The organism is Roseimarinus sediminis, from assembly GCF_050433125.1.
Taxonomy (GTDB): Bacteria; Bacteroidota; Bacteroidia; order Bacteroidales; family Prolixibacteraceae; genus Roseimarinus; species Roseimarinus sediminis.
In genome coordinates this window covers 107894-130743 of sequence record NZ_JBNPXV010000005.1, presented here as the reverse complement: position 1 = coordinate 130743, position 22850 = coordinate 107894, and the positions used below count along the sequence as shown (strand labels likewise).

15 protein-coding genes are annotated in these 22850 nt (G+C 43.4%); 10 read left to right on the top strand and 5 right to left on the bottom strand.

All coding sequences use genetic code 11. The features are described from left to right. Positions 1-30: 30 nt before the first annotated feature. Positions 31-4362 (bottom strand): translocation/assembly module TamB domain-containing protein, encoded by a 4332-nt coding sequence (locus FHS86_RS08265; protein WP_429412529.1) that lies wholly within the window; start codon positions 4360-4362, stop codon positions 31-33. A gap of 186 nt (positions 4363-4548) precedes the next feature. On the opposite strand from FHS86_RS08265, the gene tsaD reads away from it, so the two are divergent. Further along, positions 4549-5586, top strand: a complete 1038-nt coding sequence (tsaD, locus tag FHS86_RS08260) for a tRNA (adenosine(37)-N6)-threonylcarbamoyltransferase complex transferase subunit TsaD (RefSeq protein WP_429412528.1) — start codon at positions 4549-4551, stop codon at positions 5584-5586. 4 nt (positions 5587-5590) lie between these two features. Here the strand turns inward: tsaD and FHS86_RS08255 are convergent, their stop codons facing one another. Continuing rightward, on the bottom strand, positions 5591-6295 hold the full coding sequence (locus FHS86_RS08255) for a cell division ATP-binding protein FtsE (RefSeq protein WP_429412526.1): 705 nt from the start codon (positions 6293-6295) through the stop codon (positions 5591-5593). Positions 6296-6553: 258 nt separating this feature from the next. On the opposite strand from FHS86_RS08255, the gene FHS86_RS08250 reads away from it, so the two are divergent. The 4 genes from FHS86_RS08250 to FHS86_RS08235 all read left to right on the top strand — a co-directional run bounded on the left by FHS86_RS08250 (position 6554) and on the right by FHS86_RS08235 (position 14199). After that, complete coding sequence (locus FHS86_RS08250) at positions 6554-9517, top strand: tetratricopeptide repeat protein (RefSeq protein WP_429412525.1); 2964 nt, start codon at positions 6554-6556, stop codon at positions 9515-9517. 18 nt (positions 9518-9535) lie between these two features. Further along, the gene (locus FHS86_RS08245; RefSeq protein ID WP_429412523.1) at positions 9536-11278 is read left to right on the top strand and encodes a hypothetical protein; all 1743 of its coding nucleotides are present in this window, start codon (positions 9536-9538) and stop codon (positions 11276-11278) included. Positions 11279-11574: 296 nt separating this feature from the next. Continuing rightward, positions 11575-13539: a DNA topoisomerase (ATP-hydrolyzing) subunit B gene (gyrB, locus tag FHS86_RS08240; RefSeq protein WP_429412522.1), complete on the top strand. Its 1965-nt coding sequence runs from the start codon at positions 11575-11577 to the stop codon at positions 13537-13539. A gap of 69 nt (positions 13540-13608) precedes the next feature. Further along, on the top strand, positions 13609-14199 hold the full coding sequence (locus FHS86_RS08235; protein WP_429412521.1) for an LOG family protein: 591 nt from the start codon (positions 13609-13611) through the stop codon (positions 14197-14199). Positions 14200-14204: 5 nt separating this feature from the next. Here the strand turns inward: FHS86_RS08235 and dapF are convergent, their stop codons facing one another. Further along, the gene (gene dapF / locus FHS86_RS08230; RefSeq protein ID WP_429412520.1) at positions 14205-15008 is read right to left on the bottom strand and encodes a diaminopimelate epimerase; all 804 of its coding nucleotides are present in this window, start codon (positions 15006-15008) and stop codon (positions 14205-14207) included. A 232-nt stretch (positions 15009-15240) separates the two neighbouring features. Between dapF and FHS86_RS08225 the strand changes: the two genes are divergently transcribed. From FHS86_RS08225 to FHS86_RS08215, 3 genes are all read left to right on the top strand, one after another. Further along, complete coding sequence (locus FHS86_RS08225) at positions 15241-16674, top strand: Do family serine endopeptidase (RefSeq protein WP_429412519.1); 1434 nt, start codon at positions 15241-15243, stop codon at positions 16672-16674. 88 nt (positions 16675-16762) lie between these two features. Continuing rightward, positions 16763-17623 (top strand): sigma-70 family RNA polymerase sigma factor, encoded by an 861-nt coding sequence (locus FHS86_RS08220; protein WP_429412518.1) that lies wholly within the window; start codon positions 16763-16765, stop codon positions 17621-17623. Positions 17624-17797: 174 nt separating this feature from the next. Beyond that, the gene (locus FHS86_RS08215; protein ID WP_429412517.1) at positions 17798-18520 is read left to right on the top strand and encodes a nucleotidyltransferase family protein; all 723 of its coding nucleotides are present in this window, start codon (positions 17798-17800) and stop codon (positions 18518-18520) included. Positions 18521-18533: 13 nt separating this feature from the next. Here the strand turns inward: FHS86_RS08215 and FHS86_RS08210 are convergent, their stop codons facing one another. After that, a complete protein-coding gene (locus FHS86_RS08210) occupies positions 18534-19376 on the bottom strand; it encodes an HAD hydrolase family protein (protein ID WP_429412516.1) in 843 nt (280 codons plus the stop codon). A 59-nt stretch (positions 19377-19435) separates the two neighbouring features. Next, a complete protein-coding gene (locus FHS86_RS08205; protein ID WP_429412515.1) occupies positions 19436-20092 on the bottom strand; it encodes an MOSC domain-containing protein in 657 nt (218 codons plus the stop codon). A 207-nt stretch (positions 20093-20299) separates the two neighbouring features. Here FHS86_RS08205 and FHS86_RS08200 point away from each other — a divergent pair, with 207 nt between their 5' ends. Further along, positions 20300-20692, top strand: coding sequence for a phosphoribosyl-AMP cyclohydrolase (locus FHS86_RS08200; protein WP_429412514.1), 393 nt, complete (start codon positions 20300-20302; stop codon positions 20690-20692). 38 nt (positions 20693-20730) lie between these two features. Next, entirely contained in the window at positions 20731-22818 is a 2088-nt protein-coding gene (locus tag FHS86_RS08195) for a type IA DNA topoisomerase (RefSeq protein ID WP_429412513.1), read from the top strand. The last annotated feature ends 32 nt before the right edge of the window (positions 22819-22850 follow it).

The window sequence follows — 22850 nt, the reverse complement described above, 5'->3', positions numbered from 1 at the left end:
AAATAAATAAAGAATTTCTAAAACGCAGACTCATTCTTCCTTTTTAATTTCCTTATCCCCGTGCTTCTTTTTATTCTTTCCGAAAACAAAGGTCTTGTATCTTTCGAGTAACTGTTTGATGCTGTTGAATTCCTCGCGATAGGTAAAGCCTATTCCCTGTGTATAGGGCGCTGTATCATAAATCAGATTATCATTCGAATGATTATAAAACTTGAACTGAAGTTTTCCGTTGTCGGTTAATTTGATATTCATATCGAAATCACCAATTATTTCACTGTTGTTATTTGAAGTGGGATTGGCGTTGTTGGCAATGTTTCCGTTAATGGTTACCCTTTCGTTCAACACCTGAGTGCTCAATGCCAGCTCCAGCTGATCATCGGTAATTTCGTTTCCCGGCCGGTAATTGATGCCTACATCGAAAGCATCGCTGATTTGCGACAACCAGTTGGTGAGCTGATTCGAGATCAACTCGCTGGCCGTTGCACCTACCAGTTGAGCACCCGCTTCGGTGGTAGGCCGGCCGGCAAATACCTCCGGAGTATAAAAACGCCCCATCATCAACAGCGAAATGATTTGCTTATTAATGTCTTCCTGGGTAACAATTACCTGGCTCACCTCATCCTTAACCCTTTCTTCGGCCGTGGGCAGTTCAATGTTGAAGTCGATTTTTGGCTGAGTCAGGTTATCGGTCAGATGAATCACACAATCAACGGGAATACGCCTGGTCAGGTCGATGTTCTCATAATTACCAACAAACAGGTCGTGTAAGGAAGTTTTCACTTTATAACGTGCCAAAATATCGATAATGGCATTGTAAGGATCACCCACCCATTCGATGGTGCTTCCCCGTTCGATTGAGAAACGCTTATTGATTACATTTTGTAAGGTAAAAAGATAATCGCCGTTTTCAATCTCATAATTTCCATATAAATAAATATTGTAATTTTTGTCGACCCGAACCTGAAGGTCACCATTTCCCTCTCCCCTGATAATATCGCCAATCTGTGAATTAAAAATAATTTGCACCCTGGCCTCGGGGGTAATATCGACATCAAAATTCATGTTCAGCCCCGAAGTGACCACATCGTAAACCGGTTGTTGATCATCTGTTTGCCGGGTGCCCACGAATTCAATAAAATCGTATTGTTTGGCATTTTCACCACTGTCGAAAGGGATATTGATACTGGTTCCCTTTTCACTTCGCACATCACCCGAAATAAAGATATCATTTCCTGCACCCACAATTTCAATGTGCCCGCTGGCAAAGGCATCGCCATAAAAGTATTCGTTATGATTGCTGGTGGTATTCAAAGCCATAATCCGATCGGTATCGACCGTCAGGTTGTAGCGCATTTTATAAAAGGTTTCATGAATGATATATCCATTGAACCGTCCGCGGTTGTTTGCATTGTCCCTGAAAGTCATTTGGTCGAATAGGATTGAATCGCTTCGGAAACTAACCGGATCGCTGAAATAATAGGTTGTATTAAGGTAGCTGATACCGAAACTTGCTTCATCGACAGGAGTCAGATCCCCATCGATCAGGATGTGCTTAAAAGGACCGTGTAAATGCACCTCTCCGTCAACCAAACCGTCCTGATTATAAAAGGTAGAAGGTAAAATCACCTCAAGAATGGAAACAGGAGAACGATCGAACATTAACTCAAAATCCAATTCCTTTAGCGAAGGATCGATCAGGCCACGGGCATTAAAAACATTCGAACTACCCTTTTGCAGATTGACTTCCGAAACCAGTTTATCGCTTGCTGTATCCCAGTTGCTGTTAACAGTCAACATCCCCAGTTCGCCATAATTTAAGGCAAAATGATCGATATTGAAGTTCATATTCAACATAAATTTGTTGTAATAGTCAGCCAGGCGTGCTCTTCCGTTGAGCACGCCTCCAATTTTTGATCTTCCCAAAGCCGGTTCAAATAAAAGCAAATCAACATTATCGATATTAGCTGTCAGAAACTCATCAATTCTTTTTGATATGGTTCCATCGATGCTGATGCGCTGCTTGTTGTGCTTCATCATAAAATTATTCACCCTGATATCGCTCGAATCAATGATTACTGTTGAAGGCTCAATGGTCCACAGCGTATCATTAAAGTACAGATTGGTGGGTGCAATGGCCACTTCGACGTGCGGTTTGCTGTTTCCTCTATCTTCAAAGGTGGTGAGTGTCTTAATCGCTCCGCTGTAGGTGCTTTCTTCATAGTTGTTCCAAAAAACATCGACGGCCAGTTGGTCTTCCCTCCCCTTGCCATTGATACTTAAATTATAAAGACTCATGTACTCGCTCAACCTGATCCTTTGTGAATACAGTCGTCCGAAAAGCCGATTCCCGTTTCCGTTAAGCCGCAGGCGCACGCCTTCAAAGCCTTTTCCCCCATAACGGGCCATTGGAATATGAGTTTCAAGCAATACACTATCCTTCATTGGTTTATAATAACCCGATATTTCAACATTGGGTTCAAGATAAAAATCGGGAAGAAAGGCCTTGATTACCGGCTCAATGTTTTTCAGTCTGACAGAATAGTTAAAATCATTTACATCGTCAAATGCAGCCAGGCTCATCATCTGAGATGAAGGCAGATAATCATCGTAGAACCGTTTCAACGATTTTGAAATGTTGATAAAATTATAATGACCCTTTATTTCTCCATCAACGATGTCGCTGCGAAGAGAAAACAGGCTGTTTACTTCGCCCGGTGAATTTTGTAAGCTGATGGTGTCGATTTCAAAGCGATCGACGGCGTTGTGATAGGAAATCTCAGTCAGTAATAGTCTTCCTTTCACATTATCGATGTTGTTTCCTTCGAAATTGGCATCAATTTTTAACGATGCCACTGCCTGTTCGTCAGGCAGTAATTTCAGGCGATCGAGGTTGATGTGTTCAATGTTGGCAACAAATTCAAAAACAGGCAAAGCAGGCGAAAGATCCAGTTTTCCACTGTAATCCATGTAAATATTGGGGTCTTCAATTCTGAATTTTCCATTAAACTGATCATTCTGAAGGCTTCCGTTGACATCAATCGATGTAAATGTATACGCATTGAAGTCGATTGAATTAACCACTCCCTTGAAATCCAAATCGTAATCCGACGCATAGTTCAGTGTACCGTTTACGTCACCATTAAACGAAAAAAAGCCCAGTTTGTTATTATCGAAAATGGTTCGGATATCCAGTTTATCGGCATTAACATGACCGCTTACACTTATATTTTCGTGGCGCGAAGGTTTAAACGAAACATCGGTACTTAAGGTACCCAGGTTACTGTAGGCGGTACCATAGGCAACAAAGTCGTCGATAAATCCTGTAAAATTACCCCGATAGGAGAAAACACCTACATTGTCAAGAAAGTATGGCAGATCGTCGATGGCCTGCTGAATCCGGTCGGGCAAATCGAGATGGCGAATTTCTCGCAGATTGGCATACGATTCATTCAAATTAAAAAAGATGTAGGTGGAAGCGATGTCGGGCAGTCCATTCAGGTAGAAGTCGCCATTCAAACGGGTAAAATCACCAATTGAGAGCTGCACCTCCTTCCCTCTCAGTTCAGCCATCGTTCCGCTAAAATTTCCCGACATTTCGGCAACAAAGTCGTTGTTGTGGAAGGTTCCCAGTAAAAAAGCAATGTCGCTGAAGTCGACGCTGAGTTTTTCAATACCCATATTGAAATCAAGCTCGGATACCTTCTTGCTGCTCAGGTAAGCTGAAAGATTAAGCTGCACTGTATCAGCAAATAATTCCGACTGTGCAGTATTAATATGAATATGGTTCAGCGCGAGCAGTGAATCTTTATAACGAAGATGCATCTCGAGCTTTTTCAATTCTAGTTGATTTTCACTAATAAAATTCCCCTCGCTTATTTTGCATTCAAAGTCATTATCCGACCAATACACAATGTCATCAATTATCAGGTTGAATCCGCTAATTTTCAGAAAATTGTTAACGTCGTCGCTCAACAGGGAGTCGGTATAAGCAAAGCGTGCATCTTCTACAGCCAGTTGACGTACATCAACCTGCCACTGCTCAGGAACAACAGTATCCTTTCGCTCAAAAAATGGTTTCAGAAAATCGAAATTAAAACCCGTCGTATCATGTTTCAGTTGAATCAACGGCTTTTCAAGCAAAAGCGATCGAAAACCAACGCTTTTATTTCTGATCGATAGAGAATCGATGTCGGCAATCATCCGGTCGACATGCAAGAGGGTATCGCCCTGAAGATCGCTCATGTAAAAATCGTCGAGTATCACTTTTCTGAAAAAGGAAATATTCACCCGTCGTATGGAAATGTCGGTTTGGGTATTGCTTGAAATACGCTGAGTAATAAGGGCAATAACCTTCGTTTGCACAAAACGACTTTGCAAAGCAAGGTATCCGGTACCTGCCAGCAACAGCAATACCGAAATAATTGACAGGATAATATTTCTTGTTTTTTTAATACTTTTGCCCTCCCGTTTTATGTCGCTGCAAAATAATACATTTTGTACAAAAGTTTCGGTGTATTAACATTGAAAATAAGAATAAGAAATTAACAAATGAACACACCAGAGCATATCATCATATTAGGAATTGAATCAAGTTGCGATGACACCTCGGCTGCTGTAATTGAGAACGGTATTATCAGGTCGAATATTATATCGGGACAAAAAGTACACGAAGCCTTTGGTGGTGTTGTTCCTGAACTGGCTTCGCGTGCACATCAGCAAAACATTGTTCCGGTATGCGATCAGGCCATCAAGCAGGCCGGAATCAGCAAAAGCGACATCAGTGCCATTGCCTTTACCCGCGGGCCGGGTCTGCTGGGCTCCCTGTTGGTGGGCACCTCGTTTGCCAAAGGACTCTCGCTGGCACTCAATGTTCCCATAATCGACGTCAACCACCTTCAGGGACACGTTCTTGCCCACTACATCAAAAAAGATGAAAACGATACGCATCAGCCGGCATTTCCCCACTTGTGCCTGCTGGTTTCAGGCGGTAATTCACAAATTATCCTGGTAAAAAACCACCTTGAAATGGAGGTCATCGGGCAAACCATCGACGATGCTGCCGGTGAAGCTTTTGATAAATGTGCCAAAGTAATGGGACTGCCCTATCCGGGCGGGCCACTTATCGATCAGTTTTCGCGCGATGGCAATCCCGATGCCATTCAATTCAACAAGCCGAAAATTAAAGGGCTGAATTACAGCTTCAGCGGCCTTAAAACCAGCTTTCTGTATCATCTCAGAGACGAAATAAAAAATTCACCCAACTACATCGAAGAACGCAAGGCCGACCTGTGTGCTTCGCTGCAAAAAACCATTGTAGATATTTTATTGGGAAAACTGATCAGGGCAACAAAGGAAACCGGAATCAAAGAAGTTACGGTGGCTGGCGGCGTGTCGGCCAATTCAGGTTTGCGCGAAGGGCTAAAAAAGGAAGCTGTTAAGAGAAACTGGAAACTCTTTATTCCTGAACCTGCTTACACCACCGATAATGCGGCCATGATTGCCATTACGGCTTACTACAAATACCTGCAGCACGATTTTTCAGGTCACGATGCAGTTCCTTTTGCAAGAATGCTGGTGAATGCCTAGCGCATCATAAAAGTTCTCTGAAATTGATCAGCTGGGCACCGGCTTCGCTGAGCTTTCCATGATCGCAAACAAAGGTGCGCGCCGGAAATTTTTCAATAATTAATTGATCATGGGTAGCAATAATTACTGTTTTTCCTGCTTCATGTATCTTTTTAAACAGCGTCATGATCTCGAGCGAGGTATCATGATCGAGATTTCCGGTTGGCTCATCGGCCAGAACAATCTCCGGATCATTCAGCAAGGCACGGGCAATAACAATCCGCTGTTGTTCACCACCCGACAACTGATAGGGCATTTTGGCCTTGACATGCTCCATCCCTACTTCACTGAGCAGCTGATCTATTCGTTCATCCATGAGCCGCTGATCAGTCCAGCCGGTTGCTTTTAGAACAAACAAGAGGTTTTGATAAACCGAGCGATCGGTCAGCAATTTAAAATCCTGGAAAACAACCCCCAATTTTCGACGCAACAGCGGAATATCGCGGGTTTTAATGTTTTCAATTTCGAAACCAGCCACAATAGCCGATCCATGATAAAGTGGTATTTCGGCATTCAGGGTTTTAATCAAACTCGATTTTCCGCTCCCCACCCGGCCAACCAGGTAAATCATTTCTCCGGGTTTTATCTGAAAATCAACATTGGTTAATACCAGCTGTTCACGTTGAAATATGTTGGCTCCTACCAGCGAAATCGCAAAATCTTGTTCCATTCTCTTACTGCTTTTGCACAAAACTAAAACTTTTTTCAGCTAAAAGCATACTATGAGACAGTAATAAACAGTTTAATGTTAAGAACTCATCTTAATAAGGCGGGTCTCTTTACAATTAAAAGGCTATTTTTACCGGGAATTTATTCAGACGTGATTATGAGAAAAAATTGGCTGATTACAAACACATTAGCAACTTACTTCTTATTCATTTTCAGTATAACTGCTCTGGGGCAGCAATTCCAGCATACTGTTTCGCCCGTGAGCTTTAATAAAGCCGTAGCATTGTACGAATCGGCAAACTACATTGCAGCCGAAAAAATGGCATCGGAGCTGTTAAAACTTACCAGCGAAAATGACCCTTTGCGTTACGATCTCGATTTTTACCGGCTCATGAGTCTGGTGAAACAAAATAAGGGAACAGCCGGGAACGAGTTAACACAGTACCTGAATGAATCAGGCGGGAGCCCGTGGGAAAATCAACTGTGGTTCGAACTGGCACGGCTTCAGTTTAACAATCGAAGATATCAGCTGGCTGCACGAACCTTCAATAATGTGAATGCCCGTCTGCTGAATGCCCGCGACCGTGAAGATCACGATTTTTACAAGGGTTACAGCAATTTCGAAGCAGGCAACCTTGAAAAAGCGTCCCAGTCCTTTTTCGAAGTAAAGGAAAGTAAATCGAAATATGCCTCATCAGCTTCGTATTACTGGGGTTACATCAATTATCTCGAAGGCAACTACCAGACCGCACTTGACGAGTTTAGCAAACTCACCAACAATCGCGAATTTTCGGGCTTTATTCAGTATTACACCATTCAGATTTACTACATGCAGGAACGCTATGAGCTCGTAAGCGAAATGGGTGAAAAACTGATTATGGGTGCTCCTGAGGAACAAAAAAATGAACTCAACAAAATTGTTGGCGATGCATTTTATGAAACGGGGCAGTACATCAAAGCCATAAAATACCTCGATGCCTACAAGGGAAGCAATGGAAAAAAAACGCCCGAAGATTTCTTCAGACTGGCCTACAGTTATTACCAGTCAGAATTATTTGAGCAAGCCATCGCTGCATTTGAAAAAGCAACGGCCAATAATGACGCACTGGCTCAAAATGCGCTTTACCATCTGGCCGACTGCCACCTGAAACTTGATCAGAAGAACAAAGCCAGAGTGGCCTTTGAACAGGCTTCAAAATACAATTACGACCCCAAAATTGAAGAAGATGCTCTTTTTAACTATGCCAAATTAACCTACGAGCTATCCTATTCTCCGTTTAACGAAACCATCAGGGCCTTCGACCAGTACATTCAAAAATATCCCGATTCGGAACGCAACGATGCTGCTTTCGACTACCTTGTAAAGGTGTACATGACCACACGAAACTACCGTGATGCCATCCAGTCGATCGAGAAAATCAGAAATCAGTCTCCTTCGGTAAAGGAAGCCTATCAGCGGGTTACCTATTTCAGAGGCCTCGAATTATACAACGACCGGCAATATGAGAAAGCCATCAGCTTTTTTGAAAAATCGCTTGAGAACGATCGCTACAACCGAAGCTTTAAAGCCAAAGCCCTGTATTGGAGCGGCGAAAGCAACTACCGCCTTGCACGTTACGACAAAGCCATCGCACTGTTCACCGCGTTTCAATCGACACCCGGGGCATTTTCACTCGACGAATTCGGCGATGCTTATTACAGCACCGGCTACTGCTATTACAATAAGAAAGACTATGGCCAGGCTGCATCCTGGTTTAGAAAATACCTGAATCAAAGTAAAAAGGACGATCGCATGGAGGCCGATGCCTCGAACCGTGTTGCCGACATCTACTATCTGAACCGCGACTATGCCGAAGCCATCAAATACTACCAACGGGCTTACGAATTAAAAACTTACGACACCGATTACGCCCTTTTTCAACTGGCACTTTGCGAAGGTCTTCAGCATCAGCATAACGACAAACTGATTAGCCTGCAAAGGCTTGTTAACGAACATCCGCGTTCGTCGTATATCGATGATTCGTATTACGAAATGGCACGAACTTACGAGCGCTTAAACAACAACACCGAAGCCATTGTCCAATACAGGAAACTGGTAGAACAAATACCTCAAAGCAATTACAACAAGAAAGCCAACCTACAACTTGGTTTGATATTTTACAACAAGAGTGATTACAGCCAGTCGCTTGGTTTTTACAAGGAGGTACTTGAAAAATATCCTAATTCGGAAGAAGCAAAAGCAGCGCTCATTGGTATAAAAAACAACTATGTTGACATGAACAATGTTGACGGCTATTTCGCCTACATCAACGGGCTGAACACCAATGTTACCATTTCGGTAAACGAGCAGGACTCCATCTTTTACATGGCTGCTGAAAAAAGTTATATGGAAGGAAAAGCCAATGCAGGAAGCCAGCTTTCGGAATACCTGAGCCGTTTCCCCAATGGAAGCTTTAAAACCAACGCACTCTTTTATATGGCAGAGTACGAATACAGCAATGGCAGGTATTCTAAGTCGCTTGAATACTACAAACAGGTTGCTGCACTTTCGGACAACATTTTTACCGAACAGGCACTGATAAAGGCAGGCGAACTCACCTTCAACGCCGAAGAATTCGAACAGTCGCTACAATATTTCGCCCGACTCGAGCAGCTGGCAAGCACCAAATGGAGCCTCTTAAAAGCGCGCCTGGGAATGATGCGAAACAGTTATGCCATGAATCAGCATGCCGAAACAATCAGCTCAGGGCTTGCCTTGTTGGCCACCGACAACATAACATCCGTCATGGTACGTGAGGCACAATTCAAACTGGCCAAAGCTTATTTTGAATCAGAACAGTTCGACAATGCTTTCAAATATTTTGAATTGCTGGCTGCCGATGTAAAATCGATCGAAGGTGCTGAAGCCAAATACCATCTGGCACGCATACTTTTTGATAAAAAACAGTTCGACAAAAGCGAACAGCAAATCATGGACTTCATCAGCAACAATACGCCCCATCAATACTGGCTTGCAAAATCGTTCGTTTTATTGTCGGACATCTATTGGGTGAAAGAAGATCTCTTTCAGGCAAAGCACACCCTCAAAAGTATTATCGACAATTACAATAATTCCAAAGATGGCATCATTGCGGAAGCAAATCAGAAACTTAAAATTATTGAATTAAAAGAACAGGAAACAATCAAAACCCACGAAAGCAGCGATTCAACTTTAATTCCTTAATGACATAAACTGGCGATAATGAAACTTAAAACATATACAATTATATTTTGCATTGCACTATTTACGGGCACTATGGCCTTTGCTCAAAACGACTCAACCCTGAACAAACAGGTGGAAGTAATTAAAGCCTATCAGCCCGACATCAACGATGCATATAAGCTGGGAAGAACACCCGTCATCAGCGACACCAACACCTATGTACCTGCTTTTGATTACCGTATTCATTCCTCAAGCATTCCGGTAAACAAGAACATCAATCATTTGCCCGTAGTACAGCTTGGCACCCCTCCCCGTGCGGGAAGCAATACCGGTTATGCCAAAGCAGGAATCGGAAATGCACTGTCAACTTATGGCGAACTGCTGCTGAACAGCTCACCCGCCCGGAATACTGATTTTGGAATGCATCTCTATCATTTTTCATCACGCCCTCAAATTAAACCCATTGGCGATGAAAAAGTGAAAGCTCCGTACAGCAACAGCCTGGCAAAAATATTTGTAAAGAACGATTTCAGAAAATCAACGCTACAGTGGGATTTAGCCTACCAGCGCGACCGAATCAATTTTTATGGCATGGCCCCCGGCGATACCCTGTCGCAACTGTTTCACGAAAACCACACACCGGGCTACAACGACCTGCATGCATCAAACAGGGCATCAGCTCTTGTTAATTTAAAAAATACCTACAACAGGGCTGCACTTGACTATCAGCTTATCTTCGACTATGATTATTTGTGGAATACAAGCCAGCAACAGGCTCACAAAGCAGGCTATCAGGGAATTTTTTCCAATGACCAGCGAGATTATCAACTCAAACTCGATACCCGCTTCGATTTCTTTCAGCAAAGCAACATACGCCACTATTTTATCGACTCGCTGACAGCCCGTCATTTTTTCCTTGCTGGCCTGACACCTCAGTTCGAAATAAAACGAAACAACATTGAGCTGAAAGCCGGTTTTAACCTTGATGCACTAGTCAATCCCGACAGTGCCATGCTCTGGAACATTGCACCCAAAGTATATTTTGCCTATCACCCCATCAAAGGAATGCTCACCATTTTTGCAGGGAGCGATGGCGGCATTGCTCCCAATAATTACTACCAGGCCCGTAAGCAAAATCCCTTTCTCGATCCACTGGTCGATGTGCAGCCTTCACAAGAACTTGTGAATTTATATGGGGGATTCAAAGGAAAAATCAGCCGAAAAGTAAGTTACCTGTTCGATTTGGCTTACTCCATGAAACTAAATACACCTTTGTACTTCCTTTCGGAGGTACAAGGCAGCGATACGAGCTACCATAATCGTTTTACTCCTGTATACGACGACATCAACACCCTGCGCTTTGGAGCTAAGCTGCGATACAGCAGCACAGGGCTTAACATTGAACTAAAAGGCAATTACTACGTATATGAAGCCCAAAAGCTCGACATACTGCCTCATATGCCCGCCTATGATGCATCACTGGTGTCTGCGTTTAAGCTGAACAATAAAATCAGGGCAACACTCAATGCCACATTGATTGGCCCGCGCGATGGTGGATACCTGATCAATTCTTTCACTTCGACGGGTGAGCCGATTCAGCGCTTTCACCCCCTTCTTCTCGATCCGATCATCGACGTGAATATGGAAGTAACTTATCAGTACAGCCAGGCACTCTCATTTTTTATCAATGCCCGGAATTTACTGAATCAAAAACGTGCTTTTTATACTGGCTATCCACAGCAAGGACTTATGATTATGTTAGGTGCAACATTCACCTTTTAACCTGGCATGAGCCCCGTCTTAATTTGTTGAAAACTTTTGGTTTTAAGCAGCTGATTTCTTAGGCCGAACGCTGATATTTTGCTATATTTGGTCACTTTGTAAAAAAAGGAAAACTATTTTTATAAAATATTGAAAATCAGAACCCATATATTACTTCTCCTATCATTGTTCCGTTACCTGACTTTTTTCAGGATATAAAGAAACGGAACTTCCCGCATCAGTAATTATTATCACAGGGAAGATCATCTGAAGATGGTGTTTGGGTTTGTTTTGAATGTAATTTAAATAACAAGTCAATGAGTGAACAAGAAGACAAAAAATTGACGAACGGCAATAGTTATTCAGCCGACAGTATTCAGGTACTTGAAGGTTTGGAAGCTGTAAGGAAACGGCCGGCGATGTACATTGGTGATGTCAATGAAAAAGGACTTCATCACCTGGTATATGAGGTGGTTGATAATTCAATTGATGAAGCACTGGCCGGCTATTGTAGTAACATTGATGTAATCATCAACGAAGATAATTCCATCTCGGTAGCAGATGATGGACGTGGGATCCCTACCGAAATTCACACAAAGGAGAACAAATCAGCACTCGAAGTCGTAATGACCGTGCTACATGCTGGTGGTAAATTCGACAAAGACAGCTATAAAGTTTCAGGAGGTTTACATGGCGTAGGTGTATCGTGTGTGAATGCCCTGTCGAAACACCTCACAGCCGAAATTCATCGTGATGGAAAGATATGGAAACAGGAATATCAAAAAGGTAAACCACTGGAGAATGTTAAAATCACAGGAGAAACGGAAAAAACCGGCACCATCATCACCTTTCATCCAGACGATTCAATTTTCCTTTCTACCGTTTACAAATATGAAATTCTGGCAGCCCGTTTACGCGAACTGGCTTTTCTGAATGCAGGAATCAAGCTGACCCTTATCGACCGAAGAGAGTTGATTGAAGACAACGGTTTTCGCAATGATACTTTTTACTCAGAAGAAGGTTTGAAAGAATTTGTTGAATACATTGATGCCACGCGTGAAAAACTCATCGAAGACACCATCAATATTTCAACAGAGAAAAACGGAGTCCCTGTTGAAATTGCGCTGCACTACAATACTTCGTTTACCGAGAATATCCATTCGTACGTAAACAATATCAATACAATCGAGGGGGGAACCCACTTAACCGGATTCCGACGTGGATTGACCCGTACGCTGAAAACCTATGCTGAAAAATCGGGACAGCTTGAAAAACTAAAATTCGACATCAGTGGTGATGACTTTCGCGAAGGGCTTACCGCTGTTGTATCGGTTAAAGTAGCAGAACCACAATTCGAAGGCCAGACCAAGACCAAGCTGGGAAATTCAGAAATCAGTGCTTCTGTTGATCAGGCGGTAAGTGAAATGCTGGCCATCTACCTTGAGGAACACCCCAGGGATGCCAAGCAAATTGTACAAAAAGTAGTATTGGCAGCTCAAGCCCGCCATGCAGCCCGCAAAGCACGCGAACTCGTTCAACGCAAGACAGTCATGACAGGCAGTGGTTTACCGGGAAAGCTGGCCGACTGCTCAGACAAAGATCCTCAACAATGCGAAATCTTCCTTGTCGAGGGTGACTCGGCAGGTGGTACGGCCAAGCAGGGGCGCGACCGTAAATTCCAGGCAATTCTCCCCTTGAAGGGAAAAATCCTGAACGTGGAAAAAGCCATGCAGCACAAGGTTTTCGACAGTGAGGAAATCAGAAATATTTTTACTGCACTTGGAGTCAGTATTGGAACCGAAGAAGACGCCAAGGAACTCAACATTAGCAAGCTACGCTACCACAAGATCATCATCATGACCGATGCCGACGTCGACGGAAGTCACATTGCAACCCTCATTATGACGCTCTTTTATCGTTACCTGCAGGATCTAATTAAACATGGTTATCTCTACATTGCCACCCCCCCGCTTTATCTTTTGAAAAAAGGAAAACGCGAGGAATATGCATGGACCGAACAACAGCGTGTTCGGATCATCGACAGCATGGCCGGTGGAAAAGAGAGCGCAGTTCATACACAACGTTACAAAGGTCTGGGTGAAATGAACGCAGAACAACTCTGGGATACTACCATGAATCCCGAACATCGTACCCTTCGACAGGTAACCATTGAAAATGCTGCCGAAGCAGATCATATCTTTTCAATGCTCATGGGCGATGAAGTACCCCCCCGTCGTCAGTTCATCGAAGATCATGCAACCTATGCCAACATCGACGCATAAGAACTTATCATAAACCATAAGCCATTGAAAAGGTGTTTACTTTTCAATGGCTTTTTTACACCATTCAATATGAACATTTGTGTTTTTTGCTCATCAAGCAATGCGCTTGCAAGCGCTTATTTCAACCATGCCAAAGAACTGGGCAGGCTCATTGCAAACAAAGGCCATGAATTGGTTTATGGCGGTGCAAACGTAGGATTAATGGAGCATCTTGCCCTTGCTGTAAAAAACGACGGTGGAAAAATTACCGGTGTTATTCCTCAAAAAATACACGATCGTGAACTGGCCTCGCTTCACCCCGACCAGCTCATCGTTACGGCAAGCATGGATGAGCGAAAAAGAAAAATGCGCGAAATAGCCGATGCCTTTATTGCTTTACCGGGGGGTTTTGGTACCCTCGAAGAGATACTGGAGGTAATCACCCTCAAACAGCTCGATTATCACCGTAAGCCCATCGTATTTATCAACACCAGGGGTTTTTTTGATCTCCTGCTAAAACAATTTGATTTCTCGTACGAAGAAAAATTCGCCAAAGAAAACTATCGAAGTTTGTATAAAGTTGTTTCATCACCGGCCGAAGCCATGGAATACATTGGCAATTATGTTGAAAAACCCATCGACAGTAAATGGTTTAAAGTACCCAACAGACCCAAAGATTAATATCATCATGGCATAATTTCTTCAAAACCACGGGCATCAATAAAACCCTCATACACCAGTTCGGCAGGTCCTTTTAACCAAACATTGGTAAATAAATCACCCTTGCGCTCAAAGCTCACTTCAAGCTCACCTCCCTTGGCACTAATCTGATAACTTCCTTTATCAATTCCATCACGGAGGGCACTACTCAGGGCTGAGGCAGTAATTCCGGTTCCACAAGCCAGCGTTTCACATTCAACCCCCCTTTCATAGGTATAAACAGTCAGGTGCTTACCATCCTGTTTTACAAAATTCACATTGCATCCTTCTGGCTGAAAACGTGCATCATAGCGCAACTGTCGTCCTTCTATTTCTACATCAACAACATGCAGGTCATCTACAAAATGAACCAAATGAGGAACTCCTGTATTTAGAAAATAGCCGTCGGCATATTGAGCAATCGAATCAACATCGATCATTTGCAGATTTACCTCATTATTATCATCAATGCTGGCCTCATGACTGCCGTCAGCAGCCAGAAAAACAGCTTTATTTCCAATAAGATTTAGTTTCCTGGCAAAGGCAACAATGCACCTGCCACCATTCCCGCACATACTGGCCTCGTACCCGTCGGAATTATAATAACTCATCTTAAAATCATAACCTTCGGCATTTTCCAGGGTCATTAAACCATCGGCACCGATACCAAATCTTCGGTGACATAAGAATTCGATCAAAGGGGCATTATTTCCATCAAAGCCTCCTTCGCGGTTATCAATTACAACAAAGTCGTTGCCTGCTCCCTGGTATTTATAGAATTGATATCTCATATCGTGAAATTTTAAAATTAAGCCAATGTCTGTCATGTAAACTACATGACGAAACTACCGTCATTTGTTGCTATACCTGCAAACAACAAAAATTTGTTTGCATTAGTTAACAAAAATAATATTTCCCGGTTAAAGTATGTTAAAGCTATTCTGCCAAAACGTCATTCACGAACCAAGGGAATTATTTTTGCGTTGATAAGCAAAGATAATACAACCTATAAAAAATAGTACCATGAGAAAAATTCAAAACATTCTTTTTTCCGTCTTAGTTGCTGTGATTGGAGGATTTGTTGCCATTTATATTTATACCAATTACATCGAAAAACCTAAGATTGTAACAGTTAGTGAACCCAGAGCCGTGCAATATGCCAGTTTGCCTTCGGCACCTCAGGGACCTGATTTGACACTTGCAGCCGAAAATTCGGTAAAAGCGGTGGTTCACATTCAAACACAGTACCAGAGCCAGGTTTATCAGGGAGGAAATCCTTTTTACGATTTTTTCTTCGGGGATCCCTATCGTCAACAGGAACCTCGTATGCAACAAGCCTCGGGTTCGGGTGTTATCATTTCAGACGATGGCTATATCGTAACCAACAACCATGTAATTGAACGTTCAGAGCAGATCACCATCATCATGAATGACAAACGCGAGTACAAAGCCAGCCTGATAGGTACCGATCCATCGACCGACATTGCCCTGCTTAAAATTGACGAAAAAAATCTTCCGGCTGTTCGCTGGGGCGATTCTGATGCGCTTAAGCTGGGTGAATGGGTACTGGCCGTGGGAAATCCTTTTAATCTGACATCGACTGTGACAGCAGGTATCGTAAGTGCCAAATCGAGGGGCATTGGAATTATTAGCGGACAGTTGCCCATTGAATCGTTTATTCAAACCGACGCAGCTGTAAATCCCGGAAACAGCGGAGGTGCCTTGGTAAACACCCGTGGTGAACTGATAGGTATCAACACCGCCATTGCTTCACGCACCGGTTCTTACAGTGGTTATTCATTTGCTGTACCGGTAAGCATTGTTCGCAAGGTCGTTGACGACTTAAAAGAATTTGGAGAGGTACAGCGTGCCCTGCTTGGTGTTTCAATACAAACAGTCAATGCCGAACTGGCCAAGGAATTTGACCTTGATCAGATTGACGGTGTTTTTGTTGGCGGCCTTGCTGAAGACGGAGCAGCCATGGAGGCAGGCATTAAGGAAAACGACGTAATTATAGCAATTAACAACATAAAGGTCAGCACGGTAAGTGAGCTACAGGAGCAAATCAGCAAACACCGCCCAGGAGATAAAGTAGAAGTTTTAATAAAAAGAGACAATAAAGAGAAACTTTTAACAGCCACCCTGCGTAACATGAAAGGCGGTACAGGAGTGATAAAAAGCAGCCTGACCGTTTTGGGTGCCGAATTGGCCGAAGCCGATCGGGAAACACTCGAAAAACTGAACATCGAAAACGGTTTGATTGTTACTGATCTACTGGATGGAAAACTCAAAAATGCCGGCATTAAAAAAGGATTCATTATTACCCATGTAAACAAGCGTAAGGTGAATAGCATTGATGACATAAAAAACGTGATCAAGATGTCACGCGGCGGAGTACTCATCGAAGGCATCTATCCCAATGGAGAAGAAGCATATTACGTTTTCGGTCTTGATTAAAAAATGATCTTTTGCATTGCGCGCTGCACAAAGGTTTGAATAAGTTAGTTGAAAATTATATATTTGCGCGTTTTTTCAAAAGGAATACATGAGACAGCTAAAGATTACAAAATCAATTACTAATCGCGAAAGTGCTTCGTTGGATAAGTACTTACAAGAAATTGGTAAAGAAGAACTTATTACTGTTGAAGAAGAGGTTGAGTTGGCCCAGCGGATCAAAAAAGGTGATCACGCAGCCCTTGAAAAGCTCACCAGAGCCAACCTCCGTTTCGTAGTATCGGTTGCCAAACAGTATCAGAACCAGGGCCTGAGCCTTCCCGACCTCATTAATGAGGGCAATTTAGGTCTGATCAAAGCAGCTGAAAAGTTTGACGAAACCCGCGGTTTTAAGTTCATTTCTTACGCTGTATGGTGGATTCGTCAGTCAATTCTGCAGGCACTGGCAGAACAGTCGCGTATCGTGCGCCTTCCATTGAACCAGGTGGGTTCGTTGAACAAGATCAACAAGGCATTCTCTAAATTCGAACAGGAGCACGAACGCAAACCTTCGCCTGAAGAGTTGGCCGAGAGTCTGGATCTGCCTGCCGACAAGGTAGCAGATACCCTGAAAGTTTCGGGTCGCCACATATCAGTTGATGCACCATTTGTTGATGGTGAAGACAACAGCCTGCTTGATGTGCTGCCCAATACTGATTCACCCAATGCCGACAAATCGCTGATCAACGAATCGCTCTCACGGGAGATCGATCGTGCGCTGGCTACCTTAACCGAAAGGGAAAGCGACATTATCAGACTCTTTTTCGGCATCGGATGTCAGGACATGACCCTCGAGGAAATTGGCGAACGATTTGGACTAACCCGTGAAAGGGTGCGTCAGATCAAGGAAAAAGCCATACGTCGCCTGCGTCATACTTCGCGTAGTAAATTGCTGAAAACGTATCTTGGATAAGCCAATCTGAAGATAAAACTGAACCGCCTTCGAATACAAACCGAAGGCGGTTTTTTATTGCCCGCATTCTCAATCGTAGGGCAAATACACTAATTCGGCCAATTATAATTATTTTAGCCAATAAAAATGAAATTCCACTTCGGTGTAAAGCAATAACTCAAACAATAACAGCACATGAAAGCCATGATTTTTGCAGCGGGGCTGGGAACCCGGCTAAAACCACTCACCAATTACTGCCCGAAAGCGCTCGTAAAACTCAATGGTCAGACCTTGTTGTGGCATGCAATTCGCAAAATGACCGATCTAGGTGCAAGTTCCGTTGTAGTAAACATTCATCATTTTGGAGAACAGATCATAAATTACCTTCAAAATCAACACTTTGGAATTCCCGTATTCCTGTCTGACGAACGTCACCTCTTGCTCGATACCGGCGGAGGTCTGCTAAAAGCAGCGCCCTACCTGAAGGGAGACGAACCGGTTATTGCCTGCAATGTCGACGTGATTTCGAGTGTCAATCTCCATGAAGTAATGAAATATCATCAGCAGAGCGGAGCCCTGGCCAGCCTGGTGCTTCGACAGCGCGAAACGAGCCGCTACCTGCTGTTTGACGATAAAATGCTGCTTTCAGGCTGGATGAACAAAACAAGTGGAGAACAACGCATCGCCAATGCAAATTTCAACAAGTCACAAGCCTATGCCTTTAGCGGAATACAAATTTTATCTCCCGATTTTTTTGAACTCATTCATTTAAAAGGAAAGTTTTCACTCATCGATCTATACCTTGAACTAGCTGCTAAACATCCCATCGCCGGCTATCTCGATCGATCAGATTTTTGGCTCGACGTGGGAAAACCAGAACAGCTTCAAAAGGCCGAAGCGTATATGAAAGCGCATTAAAGCTTTTATCGCATTACAATCCAAACAGCTCAAGTACACGACTCACTCCGCTTTCATTGTTTGTAGCAGAAACGGTTTTTATTTCTTTCTTTAGCGCTTCAGCACCGTTGTTCAACAGGTATCCGTGTGCAACAAAGCCAAACATATCGAGGTCGTTAAAATCATTTCCAATCCCAAGGGTACCTTCCTGAGAAATGCCAAGCTGCGAGCACAGCCAGGCCAGTCCATGTCCTTTCGAGACCGTATCGGGAAAAATTTCAAGCCATGTATATTCAGGATTAACAGGCGAAGTTGCCCTGATTACTTTTACCCCAGAACAGGCTGCATAAATTTCGTGTTTCAAACTTTCAAAAAGGGCATCATCATTGGGTATTATCGCCATTAACTGACCAGCTTCACCTGGAAAATTATTTACATTGAAAGCTTGATAATCACCGGCATGGCGCCTCATATAATCCTCATACTCCGAGCAATAACCAGCCCCCTGATGATACCAAAATAAATTATTATCGGGTATAGGCCTGTAAACGAAAAAATTATAATCGGCAGACAGCAGGTGTTTACAAAGTTCGTCAATGACAGCTTTCCCGAAATGCTCACTGTGAAGAATTTTATTGTTTTTCCAGTCGTACACACCGCCACCCGAAGAAAATAGCACATAATCAAGTGGCACATCGGCAGGCAATACTTCTTTCACTTTAAATAAACTTCTTCCGGTGGCCGCCACCCGAACAATGCCCAGTTTACCAAGCCGTTCAAGCGAAGCATAATCATCGGTCGATATCATCTTTAAATCGTCAAGCAGGGTTCCATCCAGATCGCTGGCAAGTAGTTCGATTTTTGCTGATTTAATCATGTTTCAGGGCTGGTTTTTCGATTACAACTGTTGGCAATTTATTACAATTTATGCGTATATCAGTCCTGTTGCGGCTTGAAAATTTTATCCAGGTCTCGCCGGGCGCTTTCGGCCAGCCATTCATTGGCCATGGCTTCTTCATAACGGCCTTTGTCCGAATCACGATGCATCAGCATAGCAAATATTTCATCTAAAGCAGGCCCCGTTTTTATTTTCTCCATCAGCCTGATTTGATCTCCCGCAACTACAGCACCTGCTTTAAGTACCCTTACGTAAATTCCCGGATAAGGGGCACCGGCAAAGACTTTAACCATTTGGGGATCGTTGAAGCGAACGCCCAGTTTAAAACAGGGCTGACGTGGCTGGCTCACCTGAACAACGGCCGCTCCAATGCTCAGAATATCCCCCGGAAGCAGCGCTGATTCATGAAGTCCTTCGCTAGTCAGGTTCTCACCAAACATACCCCACTCCCATTTCAGCTCTCGATAGCGCTTTTTCCAATAGGCATAATGCTCCATGGGATAAATATAACAGGCTTTATCAGCGCCGCCATGGTAACGAACATCGATTACCTGATCGGTATCGACACCTGTCTCCCCAAGAAAAACAGGTCGGTTTACCGGATACTTATAGATTCCGGTGGCAACTGATTTTCCCTGGTATTCAATGGATACCTTTTCACCAATATTGGTCGAAATCACCTTTCCTATTGTCATCTTATTCTGAAATTAAATTGAGTGTGCTTCAAAATAGCTTCTTTGAAATTCAATTATCCCCAAAAAAAACTTAAATATTTTTACTTTTGCTTCTGTTGTCTGAAATTATTCTGCGCTTATTTTAGTAAAATGTATGTGAAACAGAAAGACTTTTTTCAGAATAAACCAAATTTAGGATCATTAACAAGATACAGCTAACAAATCATCATGGCGAAAGAATATACCAGTGAATTACAAATTGATTTTGGCCCCGACGGGAGAACATTATTGCCGGTAGTTACCCAGGATGCACATAGCAAGGAAGTATTGATTCTTTCATTTATTAACCGTGAAGCCTACGAGGAAACACTTCGCAGCGGCTATGCCACCTATTGGAGCCGAAGCAGGAATGAGCTTTGGAAAAAAGGACTTAGCAGTGGCGACCTGCTTAAACTTGTTGAAATCAGAATCAATTGTGAGCAGAACTCCTTTCTTTTCCTGGTTACTCCCGAAGGAAAGGGAGCATGTCATGCCAAACGGGAAAACGGCGATGCGCACACTTCGTGTTATTACCGTAAAGTGGATGAGCAACGTAATCAATTAATTTTTCTGGAAAAGTAATCCCTTATCGATTCTGTAAAGTACAAACCTGTCCAGCCATGAAAGTATGCATTGCCGAAAAACCAAGCGTAGCAAGGGAAATTGCCACCATTGTTGGTGCCCGCTCCCGTCATGATGGTTATTTCGAAGGCAGCGGTTATCAGGTAACCTGGACTTTCGGTCATCTTTGCACCCTGAAAGAACCACACGACTATCAGATGAGCTGGAAGCGCTGGAGTTTGTATACCCTTCCCATGATTCCGCCATCGTTTGGCATCAAACTGATAGAAAACGACGGGGTTGAAAAGCAGTTTAAAGTCATCGAAAAGCTGGTTAACAGTGCCGATGAGGTAATCAACTGTGGCGATGCAGGCCAGGAGGGTGAATTGATTCAGCGCTGGGTTTTGCATCTGGCCAATTGCCAAAAACCGGTTAAACGACTTTGGATTTCATCGCTCACAGAAGAAGCTATCAAGGAAGGTTTTGAGAAATTAAGGCCTGCCGAATCTTTCGCTAACCTGTATGCTGCTGGCAGCGCAAGAGCAATTGGAGACTGGCTGCTCGGTATGAATGCCACCCGCCTGTATTCACTAAAATATGGCGACGGCCGTACGGTACTTTCCATCGGGCGTGTTCAAACTCCCACCCTGGCCTTGATTGTTGATCGACAGCTTGAAATCGAAAATTTCGTACCTCAACCATACTGGGAATTGAAAACAGTTTATCGCGAAGTCACTTTTTCTGTTAAATCGGGTCGATTCAGCGATAAGGAAAATGCACTTCAACAGCTCGAAAGCATTAAAGATCATCCCTTCACCATTACCGACTACAGTACCAGAGACGGAAAAGAACAGCCGCCTAAACTTTTCGATTTAACTTCGTTGCAGGTTGAATGCAACCGAAAATTAAATTTGTCAGCAGAGCAGACATTGCGAATCATTCAGGCCCTGTACGAAAAAAAACTCACAACCTACCCACGGGTCGATACAAGCTGGTTACCCAACGACATGTATCCCAAAGTACCGGCAATACTCAAGGGGCTAGAACCTTACCAACAGCTTACTGCGCCTTTATTGCAGAAGAAAATCAAAAAATCGGGCAGGGTTTTCGACGACAAAAAAATTACCGATCACCATGCCATTGTTCCTACAGGGAAGTTTCACAGCGATTTAAGTCCCGACGAGAAGCGGGTTTACGACATGGTAGCCCGGCGCTTTATTTCGGTTTTCTATCCTGATTGTAAAGTTGCCAACACCAGTGTTGAAGGGGAATCAAATCTCATTGAATTCAAAACGACCGGAAAGCAGATTATCGAACCGGGCTGGCGCATTGTTTACCAAAACGACAAAGCGGTTAACGACGATGACAACATCCTGCCCTTTTTCGAAAAAGGAGAAAGCGGCCCTCACACCCCCGATCTGGCAGAAAAACAAACCAAACCTCCAAAGTATTACACCGAAGCATCACTGCTCAGGGCCATGGAAACTGCCGGCAAAACCGTCGACGACGACGAACTTCGGGAGCTCATGAAAGAAAACGGCATTGGCAGACCATCAACCCGGGCCAATATTATAGAAACACTGTTTAAGCGTCGTTACATTGTTCGAAACAGCAAACGCATTGTAGCCACAAAAACCGGCATCGAACTGATACAAACCATTCAGAATGATCTCTTAAAATCAGCAGAGCTCACCGGTATTTGGGAAAAGAAGATGCGCGATATTGAACTTGGAAAATACGACATCAGCCTGTTTATGAATGAGATGAAAGAAATGGTGACCGAGGTCGTATTGCAGGTAAAAAATGCAAAACACAAGTCAATCACCATTGTGGACAGCGAAAAACCAGAAAGCAAGAATAAAACGGAAAAGAAAAATAAAGCAGCTGCACCCCTAAACTGCCCTGCCTGTGGAAAAGGGCTGATAATTAAAGGAAAGACCGCCTGGGGGTGCAACGCTTTTAAGGACGGATGCAAGTTCAGAATCCCTTTTGAATTTATGGGTAAAAAAATTACCGACAAGCAGGCTGAAATGCTTGTTTTAAAAGGGAAAACAAACAAAATAAAAGGATTCAAAACCAGCGACCTGCAAATCAACGAAGGAAGGCTTTCCCTTGATGAAAACCATCAGCTTCAACTCCTATCCTGATAGTCTGCCGATCAAAAATACGCTAAGCCAAA

What these genes read in the sequence shown, in the direction of transcription:
- tsaD (WP_429412528.1), top strand. Translation starts at nt 4,549, where the DNA reads ATGAACACACCAGAGCATATCATCATATTAGGAATTGAATCAAGTTGC.
- FHS86_RS08255 (WP_429412526.1), bottom strand. Translation starts at nt 6,295, where the DNA reads ATGGAACAAGATTTTGCGATTTCGCTGGTAGGAGCCAACATATTTCAA.
- FHS86_RS08245 (WP_429412523.1), top strand. Translation starts at nt 9,536, where the DNA reads ATGAAACTTAAAACATATACAATTATATTTTGCATTGCACTATTTACG.
- gyrB (WP_429412522.1), top strand. Translation starts at nt 11,575, where the DNA reads ATGAGTGAACAAGAAGACAAAAAATTGACGAACGGCAATAGTTATTCA.
- FHS86_RS08235 (WP_429412521.1), top strand. Translation starts at nt 13,609, where the DNA reads ATGAACATTTGTGTTTTTTGCTCATCAAGCAATGCGCTTGCAAGCGCT.
- dapF (WP_429412520.1), bottom strand. Translation starts at nt 15,008, where the DNA reads ATGAGATATCAATTCTATAAATACCAGGGAGCAGGCAACGACTTTGTT.
- FHS86_RS08225 (WP_429412519.1), top strand. Translation starts at nt 15,241, where the DNA reads ATGAGAAAAATTCAAAACATTCTTTTTTCCGTCTTAGTTGCTGTGATT.
- FHS86_RS08220 (WP_429412518.1), top strand. Translation starts at nt 16,763, where the DNA reads ATGAGACAGCTAAAGATTACAAAATCAATTACTAATCGCGAAAGTGCT.
- FHS86_RS08215 (WP_429412517.1), top strand. Translation starts at nt 17,798, where the DNA reads ATGAAAGCCATGATTTTTGCAGCGGGGCTGGGAACCCGGCTAAAACCA.
- FHS86_RS08210 (WP_429412516.1), bottom strand. Translation starts at nt 19,376, where the DNA reads ATGATTAAATCAGCAAAAATCGAACTACTTGCCAGCGATCTGGATGGA.
- FHS86_RS08205 (WP_429412515.1), bottom strand. Translation starts at nt 20,092, where the DNA reads ATGACAATAGGAAAGGTGATTTCGACCAATATTGGTGAAAAGGTATCC.
- FHS86_RS08200 (WP_429412514.1), top strand. Translation starts at nt 20,300, where the DNA reads ATGGCGAAAGAATATACCAGTGAATTACAAATTGATTTTGGCCCCGAC.
- FHS86_RS08195 (WP_429412513.1), top strand. Translation starts at nt 20,731, where the DNA reads ATGAAAGTATGCATTGCCGAAAAACCAAGCGTAGCAAGGGAAATTGCC.